This window comes from Roseovarius tolerans (assembly GCF_028885395.1).
In the GTDB taxonomy this organism is placed as follows: domain Bacteria; phylum Pseudomonadota; class Alphaproteobacteria; order Rhodobacterales; family Rhodobacteraceae; genus Roseovarius; species Roseovarius tolerans.
Window position 1 is genome coordinate 1424984 of the sequence record NZ_CP118494.1, and the last position, 21207, is coordinate 1446190.

Below are 21207 nucleotides of genomic sequence, written 5' to 3' on the forward strand. Positions count from 1 at the left end.
GGGCAGATCACGTGGCGGGGCAGATCAGATCATTGGCAGAGCTTGGCCTGACCGCCATGGCAGGCCGCAACGCGCAGGTCACCGGCCTCGCCGTCGACAGCCGCGCGGTGCGCAAGGGTATGCTCTTCGCCGCTCTTCCCGGGGTGCGCGCGCACGGCGCCGAGTATATCGCCACCGCCCTCGCGCAGGGCGCGGCGGCGATCCTGACCGATGCCCAGGGCGCGCGCTTCGCCCATGAAACGCTGGCCGGTAGCGATGCGGCGCTTGTGATCGCCGAGGACCCGCGCCAGACTTTGGCCTTCGCCGCAGCACTCTGGTTCGGCGCACAGCCCGAGGTGATGGTCGCCGTCACCGGCACCAACGGCAAGACATCCGTCGCCACCTTCACCCGCCAGATCTGGGAATTGATGGGGCTCGATGCGGTCAATCTCGGCACCACGGGCGTCGAGGGCGCGCTCAGCCTGCCGATGACCCACACCACGCCCGAACCGATCACCCTGCACCGGCTGCTCGCCGACTGCGCCGAGGCCGGTGTCGACCACGCCGCGATGGAGGCCTCCTCGCATGGTCTGGCGCAGAAACGGCTCGACGGGGTGCGCCTCGCGGCGGCGGGCTTTACCAACATCACCCAGGACCATCTCGATTATCACCCTGATTTCGATGCCTATTTCGACGCCAAGGCCGGGCTCTTCTCGCGCGTTCTCTCCGAGGATGGCGTTGCCGTCATCAATATCGACGACCCGCGCGGCACCGGCATGGCCGAGATCGCGACTGAGCGCGGCCAGGACCTGATCACCGTCGGGCGCAGGCCCGGCGCAGATCTGCATCTGGTGGCACAGCGGTTTGACGCAACTGGGCAGGTGCTCCGTTTCGACTGGGAGGACAGCACCCACCAGGTGCGGCTTGACCTCATCGGCGGGTTTCAGGCGGAAAACGTCCTGCTCGCGGCAGGGCTCGTGATCGGCACCGGCGAGGACCCCGAGCGTGTCTTTGCCACCCTGCCCGAAATGCGCACCGTGCGCGGCCGCATGCAGCTGGCCGCAACCCGCGAAAACGGCGCGGCGGTCTTCGTCGATTACGCCCATACCCCCGATGCCGTGGCCACCGCGTTGAAGGCGATGCGCCCGCATGTCATGGGCCGCCTCTACGCCATCGTGGGCGCGGGCGGCGACCGCGACAGGGGCAAGCGGCCCCTGATGGGGCAGGCGGCAACCGAATTTGCCGACCGCGTGATCGTGACCGATGACAATCCCCGCTCCGAGGACCCGGCCAGCATAAGACGGGCCGTGTTGCAGGGCTGCCCCGGCGCGCAAGAGGTCGGCGACCGCGCTGAGGCGATCCTGCGCGCGATCGACGCACTCGGCCCCGGCGACGCGCTGCTGATCTGCGGCAAGGGCCACGAGACCGGCCAGATCGTCGGCGACGACGTGCTGCCGTTTGATGATGCCGAACAGGCGAGCCTCGCCGTGTCCGTGCTCGACCGGGGGCGGGTATGACGCTCTGGACGGCCTCGGAGGCGGCGCAGGCCACCGGCGGGCGCGTAACCGGCGATTGGACCGCGACCGGCGTCTCCATCGACACCCGCACATTGCAGCCCGGCGATCTCTTCGTGGCACTCAAGGCCGCGCGCGACGGCCATGATTTCGTGGCACAGGCGCTGGAACAGGAGGCCGCCGCCGCCCTCGTCGCCCATATCCCCGAGGGCGTGGCCAAGGACGCCCCGCTCCTCATCGTGAGGGACGTGCAGGCCGCGCTCGAGGCTTTGGGCGTCGCCGGGCGCGCCCGCCTGCGCGGCCGCGTCATCGCCGTCACCGGCTCGGTCGGCAAGACCTCGACCAAGGAAATGCTGCGCGACGTGCTGGGCGCCCAGGGCCACGTGCATGCCGCCGAGGCCAGCTACAACAACCACTGGGGCGTGCCGCTCACATTGGCGCGGATGCCCGCCGACACCGACTTTGCGGTGATCGAGATCGGCATGAACCACCCCGGCGAGATCGCGCCGCTCGCGCGCATGGCCCGGCCCCATGTGGCGCTGATCACCACCGTCGCCCCCGCGCACCTTGAGGCGTTCGAGAATATCGAGGGCATCGCCTATGAGAAGGCCAGCATCTTCGAGGGGTTGGAACCGGACGGCGTGGCGATCCTCAACGCCGATGTCGCCACCGCCCCGATCCTGCGCGAGGTGGCGCAGCGGCATGCCGGGCGTGTCCTCTCCTTCGGCTGGTCACGCACCGCGCATCACCGCCTGCTGTCGGTCGATCTGCATGAGAATTCGACCGTCGCTCGCGCCCGCGCCTGGCGCACGCCGCTGGTCTACAAGATCGCGGTGCCGGGGCGGCATTTCGCGCTCGGCGCGCTCGCCGTGCTGGCGGTGGTGCGGGTGCTCGGGCTCGACCGGGCCGTGGCGATGGCCGATCTTGCGACATGGTCGCCCCCCGCCGGGCGCGGCACCCGCGAACGGCTGGTGCTCGACACCGCCGAGGACGGGATGAGCATCGACCTCATCGACGACGCCTTCAACGCCAACCCCGCCTCGATGGAGGCGGCGCTCGATGTGCTGGCGGTCAGCCATCCGCGCGACGACGTGGGCCGCGTCGCCCGTGGCCGCCGCATCGCCATCCTGGGCGACATGCTGGAACTGGGCGAGACCGAAGGCGTGCTGCACGCCGCCCTCGCCGATCTGTCCGCGATGCAGGCGGTCCACGAGGTGCATTGCGTGGGCCCGCGCATGCGCGCCCTCTGGAAGGCGCTGCCATGGGAAAAGCGCGGTCGCCGGGTTGATCGCGCCGAGGATCTGGCGCAAGAGGCGCATCGGTTGGTCGATGCGGGTGATGTGGTACTGGTAAAGGGCTCCAAGGGGAGCCGGGTAAGCCTCGTCGTGGCCGCGCTGCGGCGGGCCGGGCGCAAGATGGAAGAGGACGTGGCGTAATGCTCTATTGGCTGACGATCTGGTCGGACGGGGGGGATTTCTTCAACCTCTTTCGCTACATCACCTTCCGCGCGGGTGGCGCCTTCATGACCGCGCTGATCTTCGGCTTCCTCTTTGGTCCGCCGCTGATCCTGTCGCTGCGCCGCCGTCAGGGCAAGGGTCAGCCCATTCGCAGCGACGGCCCGGAATCGCATCTCGCTAAGGCAGGCACCCCCACCATGGGCGGGCTCCTGATCGTGGGTGCGCTGCTCACCTCGACGCTGCTTTGGGCGCGGCTCGACAATCCTTACGTCTGGCTGGTGCTCTTCGTGACGCTGGCCTTCGGCCTCATCGGCTTTGCCGACGACTACGCCAAGGTCTCCAAGGGCAATCACAAGGGCGTGCCGGGCCGCGTGCGCCTCGCGCTCGGCTTTCTCATCGCGCTTCTGGCGGCGGGCTGGGCCAGCTGGCACCACCCGGCGGAATTGCAGTTCCAGCTGGCGCTGCCGGTCTTCAAGGACGTGCTGGTGAACCTCAGCTTCTTTTTCATCCCCTTCGCGATGATCGTCATCGTCGGCGCGGCCAATGCGGTCAACCTCACCGACGGGCTCGACGGGCTGGCGATCATGCCGGTGATGATCGCCTCCGGCGCGCTCGGGATCATCGCATACACCGTGGGGCGGACCGACTTCACCGAATATCTCGGGTTGCACTACGTGCCCGGCACCGGCGAGATCCTGATCTTCGTGGCGGGGCTGGTGGGCGGCGGCCTCGGCTTTCTGTGGTATAACGCACCCCCGGCGGCGGTCTTCATGGGCGATACCGGCTCGCTGGCCCTCGGCGGCGCGCTCGGGGCCATTGCCGTGGCCACCAAGCACGAACTTGTGCTGGGCATCGTCGGCGGCCTTTTTGTGGCCGAGGCGCTCTCGGTGATCGTGCAGGTGATCTATTTCAAACGCACCGGAAAGCGGGTCTTCCTGATGGCCCCGATCCATCACCACTACGAGAAAAAGGGCTGGGCCGAACCGCAGATCGTCATCCGTTTCTGGATCATCGCACTGATCCTCGCGATGATAGGACTGGCGACGCTGAAACTGCGCTAGGGGCATCCCCCGTCATCCTCGGGCCTGCCCCGAGGATCTCCCGGCCAGCAGATCGCCCGGTCAAGCCGGGCGATGACGCCTGCCCCCATCCCCCGCGCGCCGCCCCCTCCCTTCCCCCGTCATCCTCGGGCCTGACCCGAGGATCTCCCAGCCAACAGATCCTCCGGTCAAGCCGCAGGATGACGCCCATATTCCACCGACCCCCGCGCGCCCCGTTAACCCCACCCAACCCCGACACCCGCACCGTCGCGATACCGACGCAATACCGACGCGATACAGACAGCCCGAAACCGCCTCACCCCCCTTGTCAACCTGACGATTCGGCCCCTCGCGCCGCTCCACCCGCGCGCTCCCCGCAACCTCTCGTTAACCCGCTTGCGCGCGCCGCCGCGCCGGGGCACTCTCGCGCGGCGAAAAAGGCGGGAAGGAAACGGCACGATGATTAAGGTGCAGGGGATGGCCGGGCAGCGCGTGGCGGTGCTTGGATTGGGGCGCTCGGGCCTCTCGGCAGCGCGTGCGCTCAGTGCAGGCGGCGCCGAGGTGCTGGCCTGGGACGACAACCCGCCCGCCCGCGACGCCGCCACGGCCGCGGGCCTCACCGTCACCGACCTCACCCGCGCGGGCGCCTTTGAGGATGTGGCGCGCCTGATCGTCAGCCCCGGCATCCCGCATCTCTACCCGTCCCCCAACAAGGTGATCGCGGCGGCGCAAGAGGCGGGCGTGCCGGTGGACAACGATATCGGGCTCTTCTTCCGCTCCCTTGCCACGCCGGACTGGAACGGGTTCGACCAGCCGCCCAAGGTCATCGCCGTGACCGGAAGCAATGGAAAATCAACGACATCCGCCCTCATCCACCACGTCCTGACCGAGGCGGGAAAGCCCGCACAGCTGGCCGGAAACATCGGGCGCGGGGTGCTCGACATTGACCCGCCGGGCGATGGCGGCGTGGTGGTGCTGGAGCTTTCCAGCTACCAGACCGATCTGGCCCGCGCGCTGACGCCGGACGTGGCCGTGTTCACCAACCTCTCCCCCGATCACCTCGACCGGCATGCCGGTCTGGGCGGGTATTTCGCGGCCAAGCGGCGGCTCTTTGCCGAGGGCGGGCCAGACCGCGCGGTGATCGGCGTCGACGAGGACGAGGGGCGGTATCTCGCAGGGCAGCTGAGCGAGGCACCGGGCGACGACCGGGTGATCCGCGTCTCGGTCGCGCGCAAGCTCTCGGGTCCCGGCTGGATGGTTTTCGCGAACAAGGGCTTTCTCAGCGAATACCGCAAGGGCAAACAGGTTGCCTCAATCGACCTGCGCGCGGTGCCCGGCCTGCCGGGCCGCCACAACCACCAGAACGCCTGCGCCGCCTATGCCGCCTGCCGCACCCTCGGCCTCGCGCCCCGTGTGATCGAGGCCGCCTTCCACAGCTTCGCGGGTCTGCCGCATCGCAGCCAGACCGTGGCGGAGCGGGACGGCGTGCGCATCGTCAATGACAGCAAGGCCACCAATGTCGATGCCGCCCTGCAGGCGCTGCTGGCCTTCGACAACATCCGCTGGATCTGCGGCGGGCTGGAGAAAGACGGCGGGCTTGCCGGGCTGAAACCCGGCCTCGATCATGTGCGCAAGGCCTATGTCATCGGGCGCGAGGCAGCGCAATTCGCCCTCGGTCTGGAAGGGGTGGAGGTGGAAATCTGCACCACCATGGCCCGCGCCGTCGAGGCCGCCCTGACCGAGGCCGCGCCGGGTGACGTGGTGCTGCTCGCTCCGGCGGCCGCCAGCTTTGATCAATACGACAATTTCGAGCAGCGCGGCGAGGATTTCATAGCGGAGGTGCGCGCCCGGCTGTGAGCGTGGAGCATGAGTATTTTTGCCAAAAAGAAACTGGAATCCGGGTTTCTTTATGGTCCAAATACTCAATCCTGACCTCTCACCCCCGCGCCGCGATCGCCTGTCCCGCGGCCCAGCCCGACGACCAGGCCCATTGGAAATTGTAGCCACCGAGCCAGCCGGTCACATCCACCGCCTCGCCGATGGCATAGAGGCCCGGCAGGTGCTGCGATTCCATGGTTTTCGAGGACAGCCCGCCGGTGTCGATGCCGCCAAGCGTGACCTCGGCGGTGCGGTAGCCCTCGGTGCCGGTGGGCTTCAGCGTCCAGCCGCGTAAGGTGTCCGTGATCTCGGCCAGCCGGGCGTCGGACTGATCCGCCAGATTGCCCGAAAGGCCGAGTGCGGGGGCAAGATGGCCGATCAGCTTGGCGGGCAGGTGGTGGCCCAGTTCCGTGCTCAGGTTGCGGCGGCCCTGGCTCTGGCGTTGCGCGCGCAGCGCCTCATAGAGCCGCGCCTCGGGGTCGAGATCGAGCGTGATCGCTTCGCCCTCGCGCCAGAACGACGAGATTTGCAGGATTGCCGGGCCGGAGAGGCCGCGATGCGTGAAAAGCGCGGCCTCCTCGAACGCCGTGCCGTTGCAGGCGGCGCGCACCGGCAGGGCGGTGCCGGACATCGCCGCGAAAGGTGCTTCGGAAAAGGTGAAGGGCACCAGCGCCGGGCGCGTCTCGGTCAGCGTGTGACCAAATCGTTGCGCGATCTCATAGGCGAGCCCCGTCGCCCCCATCTTGGGGATCGACTTGCCGCCGGTGGCCAGCACCAGGTTGCGCGGGCTGAGGGTCACGCGCGCGCCGTCGCGCTCCAGCACAGCGTGAAACCGATGGCCGTCATGGCTGAGATCCACCAGCCGCGTCGAAAGCCACAGATCCGCTCCCGCGCCGCGCAACTCCTCGACCAGCATGGCGATGATCTGGGTGGCCTTGCCGTCACAAAAAAGCTGGCCAAGCGTCTTTTCATGCCAGGCGATGCCATGGCGCGCCACGAGGTCGATGAAATCCCATTGCGTGTAGCGCGACAGGGCCGATTTGCAGAAATGCGGATTGGCCGACAGGAAATTCTCGTGCCCCGCGTGCAGGTTGGTAAAGTTGCAGCGCCCGCCGCCCGAGATGCGGATCTTTTCGCCGGGCGCGCGGGCATGGTCGATCACCAGCGTTCCAGGCCCGGCCTGCGCCGCGCACATCAGCCCGGCCGCCCCTGCGCCGAGAATGAGGGTATCGATGGCCTCTGTCATGGGGCCGCCTGAAACGCGAAAACCCGCCGAAAGGCAAGGGGGATAGTTCTGGCGTCTGAGCTGAAAAATCGCTAGACTATGTATCAGACCCCGAAAAGGGGCGCAAAATGCATGAGGCGGCAGGCAGATGACGGAAATGGTCTATGGGGCAGTGCCCCAAAGGGACGCTGAGCCCATCCTTCCCAAATGGTGGCGCACGATCGACAAGTGGTCGTTCTCCTGTGTGCTGATCCTCTTCGGTATCGGCATATTGCTGGGGCTGGCGGCCTCACCGCCGCTGGCCGAAAAGAACGGGCTGGCACCCTTCCACTATGTGCAACGGCAGGCGTTCTTCGGGGTGCTGGCGCTGGTGGCGATGGTGTTGACCTCGATGATGCGGCCAGACCTGGTGCGGCGACTGGCTGTCATGGGCTTTCTCGCGGCCTTCGTGGCGCTGATCCTGCTGCCGGTCTTCGGCACCGATTTCGGCAAGGGCGCGATGCGCTGGTACAGCCTTGGCTTTGCCAGCGTGCAGCCTTCGGAATTTCTCAAGCCCGCCTTTGTCGTGGTCGCCGCCTGGATGATGGCGGCAAGCCAGCAGATCAACGGCCCGCCGGGGCTCAGCTGGTCGTTCCTGCTCGCCATGGTGATCCTTGCCTTTCTCGCCATGCAGCCCGATTTCGGGCAGGCGGCACTGGTGCTCTTTGGTTGGGGGGTGATGTATTTCGTGGCCGGTGCGCCGATCACGCTGCTTCTGGCGATGGCCGGGGGCGTGGTGCTGGTGGGCAGTTTCGCCTACTCCAATTCCGAGCATTTCGCACGCCGTATCGACGGCTTTCTCAGCCCTGAGTTGGACCCCACGACGCAGCTTGGCTTTGCCACAAACGCGATCCGCGAGGGCGGCTTCTTTGGTGTTGGTGTGGGCGAGGGGCAGGTCAAATGGAGCCTGCCGGACGCCCATACGGATTTCATCATCGCGGTCGCCGCCGAGGAATACGGGCTGGTTCTGGTGCTGTGCATCATCGCGCTCTACACCGGCATCGTCGTGCGTTCGCTGGTGCGGCTGATGCGCGAGCGTGACCCCTTCATCCGGCTGGCAGGCACCGGGCTCATTGCGATTTTCGGCGCGCAGGCGATGATCAACATGGGGGTCGCCGTGCGGCTCCTGCCCGCCAAGGGCATGACCCTGCCGTTCGTCAGCTATGGCGGCTCGTCGGTGGTGGCGGGGGGCATCGCGGTGGGCATGCTGCTGGCCTTCACCCGCAACCGTCCGCAAGGGCAGATCGGCGATCTGCTGCGCGGACGCCGCTAAGCGCGAGAGGCAAGCAATGACCGAACGAGCACCCCTTCTGATCATCGCGGCAGGCGGCACCGGCGGGCACATGTTTCCCGCGCAGGCGCTGGCCGAGGTGATGCTGCGGCGCGGCTGGCGAGTGCGGCTCAGCACGGACGCGCGGGGCGCGCGCTACGTCGGCGGTTTTCCTCATTCGGTCGATATCGAGCAGGTCGCAAGCGCCACCTTTGCGCGCGGTGGCGTGCTGAACAAGCTGCTGGCCCCGCTGCATATCGCGGGCGGAATCCTCGGGGCAAGCCTGCGGATGATGCGCGAGAAACCGGATGCGGTGGTGGGCTTTGGCGGCTATCCGACGATCCCGGCGCTGGCCGCCGCCTTTCTGCTGCGCCGCCCGCGCATGGTGCATGAACAAAACGGCGTTCTGGGACGGGTGAACCGGACCTTCGCGAAACGTGTCGACGTGGTGGCCTGTGGCACATGGCCCACCGACGTTCCCGAAGGGGTCGAGGCCGTGCATGTCGGCAACCCCGTGCGCGCGGCGGTGCTGGAGCGCGCAGGCGCCCCCTTCATTCCGCCGGGCGATTACCCGATGTCGCTGCTGGTGATCGGCGGAAGTCAGGGCGCGCGCATCCTCAGTGATGTGGTGCCGGGGGCCGTGGCGGCACTGCCCGAGACGGTTCTGCGCAATCTTCGCGTCAGCCACCAAGCCCGTGAAGAGGATATGGACCGCGTCGCGAAATTCTATGCCGATGCCGGAATCGACGCCGATGTGCAGCCGTTCTTTCGCGATGTGCCGCGCCGGATGAGCGAGGCGCAGTTGGTGATCAGCCGCGCGGGCGCGTCTAGCATCGCCGACATCTCGGTCATCGGACGGCCCGCGATCCTCATCCCCTACGCCGCCGCCGCCGCCGATCATCAGAGCGCCAATGCGCGCGGGCTGGTCGAGGCGGGCGGCGCGATCCGCATCCCCGAGAGCAAGCTTGACAGCGCCAGCCTCAGCGCGCAGATCGCGGCCGTGCTTGGCGACGCGCAGGGCGCGGGGATGATGGCGCAGGCGGCGCTCTCGCAGGGTCTGCCCGATGCGCCGCAACGACTGGCCGACATGGTCGAGGAACTGGTACGTAAAGGGCAAGACAGATGAACGCAGCCACCAAGCTTCCGACCGATGTCGGCCCGATCCATTTCGTCGGCATCGGCGGGATCGGTATGTCGGGCATCGCCGAGGTGCTGATCAATCACGGCTACGAGGTACAGGGCAGCGACCTGAAAGCGACGCCGATCACCGAGCGGTTGGCGGGCATGGGGGCAGAGATTTTCATCGGGCAACGGCCCGACAATCTGAGTGGCGCTGAGGTGGTGGTGATCTCCTCCGCCATCAAGCCGGGCAATGCCGAGCTCGACGAGGCCCGCCGTCAGGGCCTGCCGGTGGTGCGCCGGGCCGAGATGCTGGCCGAACTCATGCGGCTCAAATCCAACATCGCGGTGGCGGGCACCCACGGCAAGACCACGACGACGACGCTGGTGGCCGAACTGCTGGTCAAGGGTGGCATCGACCCGACGGTGATCAACGGGGGCATCATCCACGCCTACGGATCGAACGCGCGGATGGGGCAGGGCGAATGGATGGTGGTCGAGGCCGACGAGAGTGACGGCACCTTCAACCGACTGCCCGCGACCATCGCCATCGTCACCAATATCGACCCCGAACATATGGAGCATTGGGGCGATTTTGACCGCTTGCGACAGGGCTTTCACGATTTCTTAAGCAATATCCCGTTCTATGGCCTCGCGGTGTGCTGCACGGACCACCCCGAGGTACAGGCGCTGGTCGGCCGGATCAGTGACCGGCGGGTGCTGACATACGGGTTCAACGCGCAGGCCGATGCGCGCGCGGTGAACCTGCGCTACGAGAAGGGTGTCGCGCATTTCGATGTGGCGCTTCAGGCCGAAGGGCGGATGATCGAAGGCTGCAGCTTGCCGATGCCCGGCGATCACAACGTCTCCAACGCGCTGAGTGCGGTCGCGGTGGCCCGCCACCTTGGCATGAAGCGCGACGAGATCCGCGCGGCTCTCGCGAGCTTTGGCGGCGTCAATCGCCGCTTCACCCGCGTGGGCGAGGTGAATGGTGTGACCGTGATCGACGATTACGGCCACCACCCGGTCGAGATCGCCGCCGTGCTGCGCGCGGCGCGGCAGGCGACCGAAGGCAAGGTGATCGCGGTGCATCAGCCGCATCGCTATTCGCGCCTGTCCTCGCTCTTCGAGGATTTCTGCGGCTGTTTCAACGAGGCCGATGTGGTTGGCATCGCCGAGGTTTATGCGGCGGGCGAAGACCCGATCCCCGGTGCCTCGCGCGACGATCTTGTGGCGGGGCTCATCCGGCACGGGCACCGGCACGCGGTGGCGCTCGACAATGAGGACGATCTGGAACGGATGGTGCGCGAAGCCGCCCGTCCCGGTGACATGGTCGTCTGCCTTGGTGCGGGCACGATCAGCGCATGGGCCAATGCCCTGCCCGGTCGCTTGCGGGGATAGCGCGCATGGCAGAGCCCCTCAAACGCCGGATCGGTCTGGGCCTCCTGACCGCCTATGGCGTGGGGGTCATGGTGGGCGCAGGGATCTACGTGCTGGTGGGCGCGGTGGTGGCCGAGGCCGGCATCTGGGCCCCGCTGGCTTTTGTTCTGGCAGGCGTGATCGCGGCCCCGACGGCGCTCAGCTATGCGGAGTTTTCCACCCGCTTGCCCGAGGCGGCGGGCGAGGCGATTTTCGTCGCCAAGGGGCTCAACCTGCCCTGGCTCGGCACGGCTGTCGGCCTGGCCATAGTCGCGGCCGGGGCGATCTCGGCGGCGGCGGTGCTGCGCGGCGGGGTGGGCTATCTGGGCGCTGTGACGGGTCTGCCATTCACCTCGTCGGTTGTGGTCCTCGGGCTGGCGCTGATGGCGGTGGCGATTGCGGGCGTGCTCGAAAGTCTCGCTCTCGCGGCGCTCTTCACCGTGGTCGAGGTTGCAGGGTTGGCTATGGTGGTCTTCGCAGGCTTTACCGCCGTGCCCGCGCCTGACTGGCAGGTGGGCGGCGATCTGGTCTGGTCGGGCGTGATGGCGGGCGCGGTTCTGGCCTTCTTCGCCTTCATCGGCTTCGAGGATATCGTCAACATGGCCGAGGAGGTGCGCGAGCCGGAGCGCATCCTGCCGCGCGCAATCCTCTTGTCGCTGGTGATCACGAGCGCGCTCTATGCACTGGTCAGCGTCGCGGCGGTGCGCGCCGTGCCACTCGCCTCGCTCGCAGGCAGCGAACAGCCGCTGGCACTGGTCTGGCAGGCCGGGCGCGGCGGCAGTGCGGCGTTTCTCTCGCTTATCGCGGTCGCGGCGGCGCTTAATGGGGTGCTGGCTCAGATGGTGATGGCGAGTCGGGTTCTCTTCGGTCTCGGGCGGCGCAGCACTGCGCTCGCGGGCTTTCACCACGCGCATCCGCGCTTCGGCACGCCCTTGCGCGCGACGCTTCTGATTGGCGTGGCGGTGATCGCGGGGGCGGTCCTTTTGCCGGTGGCGGATTTGGCGGGGCTCACCTCCACGCTGCTCCTGACCGTCTTCGTGCTGGTCAACGCGGCGCTGATCGCGATGAAGCGCGCAAGCGCCGAGGCCGCGTTCCGGGTGCCGATGGCAGTGCCGGTCTTTGGCCTTCTCGCGGCCCTGGCCGCGCTGATCGCAAGCTTTACGGGAGGCGCAGGATGACGCTTTCGCTGGCTCTGGCCTGTCTCTGGGCGGTCGTGGCGAATGTGCTGGCGACGCTGCCCTCGCGCGACAATCACTGGCGCCGCGCCTATGTGCTGATCGCGATTGGCGTGCCGCTCCTCGGGTTCGTGACATACCAGAACGGGCCATGGATCGGCCTGCTGGTGCTGGTGGCCGGAATGAGCGTGCTGCGCTGGCCGGTGATCTATCTGGGCCGCTGGCTGCGCCGTCGCCTGGAGTAGGCACAATCGTTTTGCAAAACGATTGCAAGCCGTTTGAAAACGGCTTGTCCAACGGCCTTGCAAGGCCGTTGCAGCGCTCTTTACCTTTCGCACGGTGCAGGGCAAAAGCGGAGCCATGACAGAGCTTCCCCAGACCCGCGGCAGGCTGACGCCCGACCGCCCGCTATCCGACCTTACATGGCTGCGCGTGGGTGGCCCGGCGGAGTGGCTGTTCCAGCCGGCCGACCCGGAGGATCTCGCAGGGTTTCTGGCGGCACTCGCCCCGGACATCCCGGTTTTCCCAATGGGGGTGGGCAGTAATCTCATCGTGCGCGACGGCGGCTTACGCGGTGTGGTGATCCGCCTCGGGCGCGGTTTCAACGATATTCGCATCGAGGGCACCCGGGTGATCGCCAGGGCGGCCGCGCTCGATGCGCATGTGGCGCGGCGGGCCGCCGAAGCGGGGGTGGATCTTACGTTCCTGCGCACCATCCCCGGCAGCATCGGTGGCGCGGTGCGGATGAATGCGGGCTGCTACGGCGCTTACGTGGCCGATCATCTGATCGAGGCGCGGGCGGTGACGCGCAACGGTGAGTGGTTGACCCTAACCCCGCAGGATCTGAACTTCGCTTATCGCCACAGCGAACTGCCCGAGGGCTGTGTGATCACCGAGGCCACGTTCGAGGGACAGTCCGGCGCACCCGAAGTGCTGCTGGCGCAAATGGAGGAACAACTCGCCCGTCGCGATGCCACGCAACCCACCAAGGACCGCAGCGCCGGAAGTACCTTTCGCAATCCCGCCGGGTTTTCCTCGACGGGTCGTGCCGATGATGTCCATGATCTCAAGGCGTGGAAGGTCATCGACGAGGCCGGTTTGCGCGGCGCGCGGCGCGGGGCTGCGCAGATGAGCGAGAAGCACCCCAACTTCCTGATCAATACTGGCGGGGCAAGCGCCGCCGATCTCGAAGGACTGGGCGAAGAGGTGCGAAAAAGGGTTTTCCAAAACAGTGGAATAGCGTTACAGTGGGAAATCATGAGGGTCGGTGAACCGGCCCCGGGCGAAAGCCTTCAGGCAGACCAGACAAAACGATAACCGAGACCGTCTGAAACGGTCCGAAGATTGAGGCACAAGGTGGTTGGTTCGAGCAGAACAGCCTCCAGAATTGCGGTGATCATGGGTGGCCCCTCGGTAGAGCGCGAGGTGTCGCTGTCCACGGGTCGCGAATGCGCCACCGCGTTGAAGGAGGCAGGGTTTGAAGTGGTCGAGGTCGATGCAGACCGCGATCTTCCTGCGCGCCTGTCCGAGATATCCCCCGATGTTGTCTTCAACGCCCTGCATGGACGCTGGGGCGAAGATGGTTGTGTGCAGGGCCTGCTGGAATGGCTACGCCTGCCGTATACCCATTCCGGCGTTCTGGCCTCGTCGCTGGCGATGGACAAGGAACGCTCCAAATCCGCCTACCGCGCTGCCGGGCTGCCGGTGGTCGAGAGTGTGCTGGCCCCGCGCGACGAGGTGCGGGCACGTCACGTCATGGCTCCGCCCTACGTCGTCAAGCCCAACAATGAGGGGTCGTCCGTCGGCGTTTATCTGGTGCAGGAGGTCGCGAACGGCCCGCCGCAACTGTCAGATGAGATGCCTGAAACGGTGATGGTCGAAGCGTATGCGCCGGGCCGCGAGTTGACCACTACGGTGATGGGAGACCGCGCGTTGACGGTGACGGATATCCTGACCGACGGCTGGTATGATTACGACGCCAAATACAAACCGGGCGGGTCACGCCACGTTGTGCCTGCCGAGGTCCCGCAAGAGATTTTCGACGCCTGCATGGAGTACGCGCTGCGCGCGCACCAAGTCCTGGGCTGTCGCGGACTCAGCCGCACTGATTTTCGCTGGGACGAGACGCGTGGCCTTGGCGGACTGATCCTGCTCGAGACCAATACGCAACCGGGCATGACGCCCACCTCGCTCAGCCCCGAACAGGCGCAGGTGGTGGGTCTTTCCTTTCCCGACCTGTGCCGCTGGATGGTGGAGGATGCCTCATGCGACAGGTAATTCCCCGTGTCGATCCCGCACCGTCGCGGCTGAGCTATCGGTTTCAGCGTCTGATGCTGACGCCCGTCTATCGCAGGCTGTTGCGCGTGGGGCTGCCGGTGTTGGTGGTGGCGGGGCTTTGCGCCGGCTACCTTGCGGATGAGGCGCGGCGCGTGGCGCTGACCGATCAGATCGCCGAGATCCGCCGCCAGATCGAAACGCGGCCGGAATTCATGGTGCGCCTCATGGCGATCGACGGCGCGAGCGAGAGCGTTCAGGCGGATATCCACGAGATTTTCCCCTACGACCTGCCCGCCAGTTCCTTCGACCTCGACCTGCCCGCAATCCGCACCATGCTCGAGGAGTTGCCCGCCGTGGCGCAGGCCAATGTGCGCATCCGGCAAGGCGGCGTGCTGGCGGTCGAGATCGCCGAACGTCAGCCGGTGGCGCTGTGGCGGACGCGGGACGGGATCGACGTGGTCGATATCGAGGGCGAGAGCATCGCCAGTGTGACCTCTCGCGCGGCCCGACCCGACCTGCCGGTGATGACCGGAGACGGAGCCGCCGCGCATGTCGCGCAGGCGCTGGACATATTGCAGGCGGCGCGGCCGCTCGGGCAGGACATCCGCGGACTGGTGCGCATGGGCGAGCGGCGGTGGGATCTTGTGCTGCATGATGGCAAGCGCATTCTCTTGCCGGAAGAAGAGCCGGTGCGCGCGCTGGAACGGGTGATCGTGCTCAACGCGGCACATGACATGCTGGAACGCGACCTCGTTGCCATCGACATGCGGATCGGTGCGCGTCCGACGGTCCGACTCAGCGACTATGCCACCGAGGAATGGTGGCGGATAACAAGCATGACGGCAGGGGCAAACTGAAGATGATCGAGCTTTACGAATCCCAAAGGGCAATGCGCGCGATGCGCAAGGCAGCCTTGCAGCGGGGCGTGGTTGCGGTGCTGGATGTGGGGACCTCCAAGATCGCCTGTCTTGTACTGCGGTTCGATGGCACCGGCCGCCTTGGTGAGGCCGAAGAGGTGGGCCGCATGGCCGGGCAGGCCGGGTTCCGGGTGATCGGGGCCGCGACCACCCGTTCGCGCGGGGTGCGCTTTGGCGAGATCGACGCCATGGTCGAAACCGAACGCGCCATTCGCACCGCCGTGCAAGCGGCGCAGAAAATGGCCAATATCCGGGTCGATCACGTCATCGCCTGCTTTTCCGGGGCTGAGCCGCGCAGCTACGGCCTTGCCGGTCAGGTGGAGCTTGAGGGTCACACCGTCAGCGAGCAGGATATCAGCCGCGTGCTGAGCGCCTGCGATGTGCCCGATTACGGAGACGGGCGCGAGGTGCTGCACGCCCAACCGGTGAATTTCGCGCTCGATCATCGCACCGGGCTGATTGATCCGCGTGGTCAGATGGGGCAGGTGCTGTCCACCGACATGCACATGCTGACCGTGGACGGCGCTGCGATCCAGAACCTCGCGCATTGCGTCAAGCGGTGCGATCTGGAACTCGCGGGCGTGGCAAGTTCGGCCTATGTCTCGGGCATCTCGGCCCTTGTCGAGGACGAGCAAGAGTTGGGCGCGGCCTGTATCGACCTTGGCGGCGGTACGGCCGGGGTTTCGATCTTCATCAAGAAGCATATGATTTACTCCGACAGCGTGCGGATGGGCGGCGATCACGTCACCAGCGACATTTCCATGGGTCTGCAGGTGCCGCAGGCCACGGCTGAGCGTATCAAGACGTTTTACGGGGGCGTTGTCGCCACCGGAATGGATGACCGTGAGATGATCGAGATCGGCGGCGATACCGGCGATTACGAACATGATCGCCGACAGGTCAGCCGCGCTGAGCTTATCGGCATCATGCGCCCCCGGGTCGAGGAGATCCTGGAAGAGGTGCGCGCCCGGCTCGATGCGGCGGGCTTTGATCACCTGCCCAGCCAACAGATCGTGCTGACCGGTGGCGGCAGCCAGATCCCCGGCCTCGACGGGCTGGCGAGCAAGATTTTGGGACAGCAGGTGCGGTTGGGCCGCCCCCTTAGGGTGCATGGCCTGCCGCAGGCGGCGACCGGCGCAGGCTTTGCCAGTGCCGTGGGCATGTGCCTGTTCGCAGCCAACCCGCAAGACGAATGGTGGGATTTCGAGATTCCCGTGGATCGCTATCCGGCGCGCTCGCTCAAGCGGGCAGTCAAGTGGTTCAAGGATAACTGGTAACCGCAATATATGGCGTTATCGGCGAAATCCCGCGAAAAACGATAGAAAAATGGCCATATTTGGTGGTCAAACGGTGTTTTTTTGGTGACGATTGGGGTATCCATCGGTAAGAATGGAACCAATCAGGCAGAAATCGGCCCGAAAACGTGGCCATAACGACAGGCGGACAGAGCAATGACACTCAACCTTTCAATGCCCGGACATGACGAGCTCAAGCCCCGTATCACCGTCTTTGGTGTCGGTGGGGCGGGTGGCAATGCCGTGAACAACATGATCGAGAAACAGCTCGATGGTGTGGATTTCGTGGTGGCCAATACCGACGCGCAGGCGCTGAGCCAGTCAAACGCGGAACACCGCGTGCAGCTTGGCGTGAAAGTGACCGAGGGGCTGGGCGCGGGCGCACGGGCCACAGTGGGTGCTGCAGCCGCCGAAGAAAGCATCGAGCAGATCGTCGATCATCTGGCGGGTGCGCATATGTGCTTTATCACGGCGGGCATGGGCGGCGGCACCGGTACCGGGGCCGCACCCATCATCGCACAGGCCGCGCGCGAATTGGGCGTGCTGACCGTGGGCGTGGTGACCAAGCCCTTCCAGTTCGAAGGTGCCAAGCGCATGCGTCAGGCCGAGGACGGGGTCGAGGCGCTGCAAAAGATGGTCGATACGCTGATCATCATCCCCAACCAGAACCTGTTCCGTCTGGCCAATGAAAAGACCACCTTCACCGAGGCGTTCAGCATGGCCGACGACGTGCTCTATCAGGGCGTCAAGGGTGTGACCGACCTGATGGTGCGTCCGGGCCTCATCAACCTCGATTTCGCCGATGTGCGCGCCGTCATGGACGAGATGGGCAAGGCGATGATGGGCACCGGCGAGGACAGCGGTGAGGATCGCGCCATCCAGGCGGCGGAAAAGGCTATAGCGAACCCGCTTCTGGACGAGATCAGCCTGCGCGGTGCCAAGGGCGTGTTGATCAACATCACCGGCGGGCATGACCTCACGCTGTTCGAGCTTGATGAGGCAGCCAACCGCATCCGCGAAGAAGTGGACCCCGACGCCAATATCATCGTCGGCTCCACACTCGATCCGTCGATGGAAGGCTCGATGCGCGTCAGCGTCGTGGCCACCGGCATCGATGCGACCGAGACGCTCGAGACGCCGCTGCCGCGCCGCTCCCTCGCGCAGCCGCTGAAACAGCCCGAGGCAGTCGAGGTGGATGCAGCCGACCACGCTGTAGAACCCGTCGCGGCCCGCACGGACGCGCAAGAGCCGTCGCTGTTCGAGCAGGAAGACGCACAGCGCGCCGCCGCCGAGGATCAGATGGAAGACATCTTTGAAGAGGATGACGCCGGTTTGCCGCTGCCCGCCTACCAGCCCCGGGTCGAGGAATTTGCGCCCGCCGCAGAGTTTGAAGCCGAAGATGAGGCCGAGAGCTTTGTGGCTCCGCGTGCACCGGCCCCCGGAACGCCCTCACCCGAGGCGCTGCAACGCTTGCAGGCTGCCGTCGGTCGGGCGTCGTCGCAGCCGGCCCCGCGTCGCGTCGAACAGTCTGCGCCCGCACCCCAGCCGACAGCGAGCGAAGAACGCCAGCAGCGGTTCGGCATCAATTCGCTGATCAATCGCATGACCGGGCATGGCGGCACTGCCGAAGCACCGCGTCCGGCACGCCAGCAACCGCAGGTGCAATCCGCAGCCGCGCCTCAGCCCTCGCCGCGCGCGCAGGATGAGGACGAGCAGATTGAAATCCCGGCGTTTCTGAGACGTCAGGCCAACTGACCTCTCGCCGACGGAACCCCAGAACAAGGGCCGCCCATGAGGGTGGCCCTTTTTGATTGATCGAAGCGGGCCACAGGGTTGGCCGAAAAGGCATGCGACGCCGAAATCGCCGCCTGTCTGCCGGGAGCCGGGCGCATGTAGGTGAAATTTCGTGAGTCGCCTGACACGCATGCGCCGCGAAATGCGCCAAAGGCGTTTTGCACCGGAAATTTCTGTGCTAGGACCAAGTCAACGTGCGGGGTTGGACCCGCCTACAGGAATCTGGAGTGAGAACGCGCATGAGTAAGGGCAAGTCCCGGGCCACGCTGATCGGTGCCGCCTTGGTGGCTTTGGCGGTGGCCGGATGCGGGGATAAAGAAAGCGTCGAGCGCGGCACGGTGAATTACGAGAATTACACCGCGCAGCAGATTTTCGAGCGCGGAGAATACGATCTCGCGCAGAACGATCCTGCTCTGGCCGCCAAGAGCTTTGCAGAGGTCGAACGGCTTTATCCCTATTCCGATCTCGCCAAACGGGCGGTGATCATGCAGGCCTTTGCCTATCACCGGGACAAGGATTACGAGCAGAGCCGTGCCGCCGCACAGCGATTTATCGACTTTTACCCGACCGATGAGGACGCGGCCTATGCGCAGTATCTTCTCGCGCTGAGCTATTATGACCAGATCGACGAGGTCGGGCGTGATCAAGGTTTGACCTTTCAGGCGTTGCAGTCTCTGCGTGAGGTGATTGAGCGTTATCCCGACAGTGAATATGCCAATGCCTCGATCCTGAAATTCGATCTTGCCTTCGATCATCTGGCCTCCAAGGAAATGGAGATCGGGCGCTATTACCTCAAGCGCGATCATTTCCCGGCAGCGATCAACAGGTTCCGTGTTGTGGTCGAGGATTTCCAGACCACGACGCATACTGCGGAGGCGTTGCACCGGCTGGTAGAATCCTATCTCTCGCTTGGCCTCGTCGATGAGGCGCGTACTGCAGGGGCCATTCTTGGCCATAACTTCCGCAGCACCGAGTGGTACGAGGACAGCTATAAGCTGTTGACCGGGCGTGGCCTGACGCTAGAGGCGGCGGGTGATAACTGGCTGCGACAGATTTATCGTCAGACGGTTCAGGGGCGCTGGCTGTAAAGGGCGGCGGGGACATACCCCGCCCGACGGGTGGACTGGATGCTGGGCGCGCTTGAAATCCGCGATATGCTGATCATTGACCGGCTTGAACTAAGCTTTCAGCCGGGGCTCAACGTGCTGACCGGCGAAACCGGGGCTGGCAAATCCATCCTTCTGGACAGCCTCGGGTTCGTGCTGGGCTGGCGCGGGCGGGCCGATCTCGTTCGCGCCGGGGCCGAGCGCGGAGAGGTCGTTGCGGTGTTTGATCTCGCCCCTGGTCATCCCGCGCGCGCGGTACTGGATGACGCGGGTTTTCCCGACAGCGACGAGTTGATCCTGCGGCGGGTCAACACAGCCGATGGGCGCAAGACCGCCTGGGTCAATGATCGCCGCGCCTCGGGCGAGGTGCTGCGGCGGCTGTCTGAAACGCTGGTGGAATTGCACGGTCAACAGGATGATCGCGGGCTGCTCGACCCCAGAGGTCACCGCGACATGCTCGACACCTACGGCCGCCTTGGGCCTCAGCGTGATGCGGTGCGTGCGGCATGGAGTGCCCGGTCCAAGGCACGCAAGGCATTGGAAGAGGCCGAGATTGCATTGGAAAAAGTGCGTGCTGAGGAGGATTTCCTGCGCCACGCCGTCAAGGAACTCGACGCGCTCGATCCGCAGCCGGGCGAGGAGGCGGAACTGGATATCCGCCGCCGACTGATGCAGGGGGCCGAGCGTATTCGTGAGGATATCGCACGCGCCGCGACGCTCATCGGTTCGGACGGTGCCGAAGGTGCGGCGGGTGATGCCTTGCGCTGGCTGGAAGGGGTGTCCGATCAGGCGGAAGGTGCGCTCGACGGCCCCGTCGTCGCCCTTGGCCGCGCGCTCGTGGAACTCGACGAGGCCGGGCGCGGGGTGGAGCGTGCGCTGGAGGCGATGAGCTTTGATCCCTTGGAACTGGAGCAGGCCGAGGAGCGTCTCTTCGCCATCCGTGCCCTTGCCCGCAAACATGGGGTGTTGCCCGATGATCTGGGCACCTTTGCCGGAGACCTGCGCGAACAGATCGCAGCACTCGATGCGGGTGATGCCGATCTGGCAAACCTGCGGGCGGCGCTCGAGGCGGCGGGTGGCGCTTACGACACCGAGGCCGGGGTGCTGAACACCGCGCGTCACGCGGCGGCGCACGCGCTTGATGAGGCTGTGATGGAGGAGTTGGCGCCCCTCAAGATGGAGCGCGCGATCTTCACCACCGCCATCAGGCCTGCAGAGCCCGGACCCACGGGCCGTGACGAGGTGACCTTTACCGTTGCCACCAACCCCGGCGCACCCTCTGGGCCCTTGAACAAGATCGCTTCGGGCGGCGAACTCAGTAGATTTCTTCTGGCCCTCAAGGTATGTCTGACAGGCACCGATAGCGGCCTTACCATGATCTTCGACGAGATCGACCGGGGCGTCGGCGGGGCAACGGCAGATGCCGTCGGCCGCAGGTTGGCGCAGTTGGCCGATGGCGGTCAGGTTCTGGTGGTCACCCATTCCCCGCAGGTTGCCGCGCGCGGCACGCATCACTGGCGCGTCGAGAAACGTGTTGAGGATGAGATGACACTTTCGACGGTCCGCGCGATGACCGGGCAGGATCGCATCGACGAAGTCGCGCGGATGCTTTCGGGGGACCGGGTCACCGAAGAGGCCCGCGCGGCGGCGCGGGCGTTGATGGCGGGATAGGAAGCGCGCCAGCCTTACGGCCGTGTAGCGCG

At 66.0% G+C, this 21207-nt stretch carries 17 protein-coding genes; 16 read left to right on the forward strand and 1 reads right to left on the reverse strand.

All coding sequences use genetic code 11. The features are described 5' to 3' along the window. The first annotated feature begins 11 nt into the window (after positions 1-11). The 4 genes from PVU19_RS07030 (at position 12) to murD (ending at position 5847) form a co-directional block, all read left to right on the forward strand. Positions 12-1496 carry a UDP-N-acetylmuramoyl-L-alanyl-D-glutamate--2,6-diaminopimelate ligase gene (locus PVU19_RS07030; protein ID WP_152911604.1) on the forward strand — a complete coding sequence of 495 codons (1485 nt, stop codon included), beginning with the start codon at positions 12-14 and terminating at the stop codon, positions 1494-1496. Continuing rightward, positions 1493-2929: a UDP-N-acetylmuramoyl-tripeptide--D-alanyl-D-alanine ligase gene (locus PVU19_RS07035; protein ID WP_050662031.1), complete on the forward strand. Its 1437-nt coding sequence runs from the start codon at positions 1493-1495 to the stop codon at positions 2927-2929. The genes PVU19_RS07030 and PVU19_RS07035 overlap by 4 nt, the downstream gene beginning before the upstream one ends. Then, complete coding sequence (gene mraY / locus PVU19_RS07040) at positions 2929-4011, forward strand: phospho-N-acetylmuramoyl-pentapeptide-transferase (RefSeq protein WP_050662032.1); 1083 nt, start codon at positions 2929-2931, stop codon at positions 4009-4011. The genes PVU19_RS07035 and mraY overlap by 1 nt, the downstream gene beginning before the upstream one ends. A 438-nt stretch (positions 4012-4449) precedes the next feature. Beyond that, positions 4450-5847 carry a UDP-N-acetylmuramoyl-L-alanine--D-glutamate ligase gene (murD, locus tag PVU19_RS07045; RefSeq protein WP_050662745.1) on the forward strand — a complete coding sequence of 466 codons (1398 nt, stop codon included), beginning with the start codon at positions 4450-4452 and terminating at the stop codon, positions 5845-5847. A gap of 79 nt (positions 5848-5926) precedes the next feature. Here murD and PVU19_RS07050 read toward each other — a convergent pair whose 3' ends face one another. Continuing rightward, positions 5927-7114, reverse strand: coding sequence for a BaiN/RdsA family NAD(P)/FAD-dependent oxidoreductase (locus tag PVU19_RS07050; RefSeq protein ID WP_050662746.1), 1188 nt, complete (start codon positions 7112-7114; stop codon positions 5927-5929). Between the two features lie 127 nt (positions 7115-7241). Here PVU19_RS07050 and ftsW point away from each other — a divergent pair, with 127 nt between their 5' ends. The 12 genes from ftsW (at position 7242) to recN (ending at position 21175) form a co-directional block, all read left to right on the forward strand. Continuing rightward, positions 7242-8405 carry a putative lipid II flippase FtsW gene (gene ftsW, locus PVU19_RS07055; RefSeq protein WP_050662747.1) on the forward strand — a complete coding sequence of 388 codons (1164 nt, stop codon included), beginning with the start codon at positions 7242-7244 and terminating at the stop codon, positions 8403-8405. Positions 8406-8421: 16 nt separating this feature from the next. Continuing rightward, complete coding sequence (locus PVU19_RS07060) at positions 8422-9528, forward strand: UDP-N-acetylglucosamine--N-acetylmuramyl-(pentapeptide) pyrophosphoryl-undecaprenol N-acetylglucosamine transferase (RefSeq protein WP_050662748.1); 1107 nt, start codon at positions 8422-8424, stop codon at positions 9526-9528. Continuing rightward, on the forward strand, positions 9525-10922 hold the full coding sequence (murC, locus tag PVU19_RS07065) for a UDP-N-acetylmuramate--L-alanine ligase (protein ID WP_050662749.1): 1398 nt from the start codon (positions 9525-9527) through the stop codon (positions 10920-10922). Before PVU19_RS07060 ends, murC begins: the two co-directional genes overlap by 4 nt. A 5-nt stretch (positions 10923-10927) precedes the next feature. Beyond that, the gene (locus tag PVU19_RS07070) at positions 10928-12118 is read left to right on the forward strand and encodes an APC family permease (RefSeq protein WP_050662750.1); all 1191 of its coding nucleotides are present in this window, start codon (positions 10928-10930) and stop codon (positions 12116-12118) included. Further along, positions 12115-12360 carry a DUF2484 family protein gene (locus tag PVU19_RS07075; protein WP_050662751.1) on the forward strand — a complete coding sequence of 82 codons (246 nt, stop codon included), beginning with the start codon at positions 12115-12117 and terminating at the stop codon, positions 12358-12360. Before PVU19_RS07070 ends, PVU19_RS07075 begins: the two co-directional genes overlap by 4 nt. A 115-nt stretch (positions 12361-12475) precedes the next feature. After that, positions 12476-13432: a UDP-N-acetylmuramate dehydrogenase gene (murB, locus tag PVU19_RS07080; protein ID WP_050662752.1), complete on the forward strand. Its 957-nt coding sequence runs from the start codon at positions 12476-12478 to the stop codon at positions 13430-13432. An 81-nt stretch (positions 13433-13513) separates the two neighbouring features. Continuing rightward, on the forward strand, positions 13514-14392 hold the full coding sequence (locus tag PVU19_RS07085; protein ID WP_235575801.1) for a D-alanine--D-alanine ligase: 879 nt from the start codon (positions 13514-13516) through the stop codon (positions 14390-14392). After that, on the forward strand, positions 14380-15249 hold the full coding sequence (locus tag PVU19_RS07090) for a cell division protein FtsQ/DivIB (protein ID WP_050662753.1): 870 nt from the start codon (positions 14380-14382) through the stop codon (positions 15247-15249). Before PVU19_RS07085 ends, PVU19_RS07090 begins: the two co-directional genes overlap by 13 nt. Before the next feature lie 2 nt (positions 15250-15251). Then, a complete protein-coding gene (gene ftsA / locus PVU19_RS07095) occupies positions 15252-16586 on the forward strand; it encodes a cell division protein FtsA (protein WP_050662754.1) in 1335 nt (444 codons plus the stop codon). Positions 16587-16760: 174 nt separating this feature from the next. Continuing rightward, positions 16761-18359 carry a cell division protein FtsZ gene (gene ftsZ, locus PVU19_RS07100; RefSeq protein ID WP_050662755.1) on the forward strand — a complete coding sequence of 533 codons (1599 nt, stop codon included), beginning with the start codon at positions 16761-16763 and terminating at the stop codon, positions 18357-18359. 278 nt (positions 18360-18637) lie between these two features. Continuing rightward, positions 18638-19486, forward strand: coding sequence for an outer membrane protein assembly factor BamD (locus tag PVU19_RS07105; RefSeq protein WP_050662756.1), 849 nt, complete (start codon positions 18638-18640; stop codon positions 19484-19486). Between the two features lie 39 nt (positions 19487-19525). Beyond that, entirely contained in the window at positions 19526-21175 is a 1650-nt protein-coding gene (gene recN / locus PVU19_RS07110) for a DNA repair protein RecN (RefSeq protein WP_050662757.1), read from the forward strand. The last annotated feature ends 32 nt before the right edge of the window (positions 21176-21207 follow it).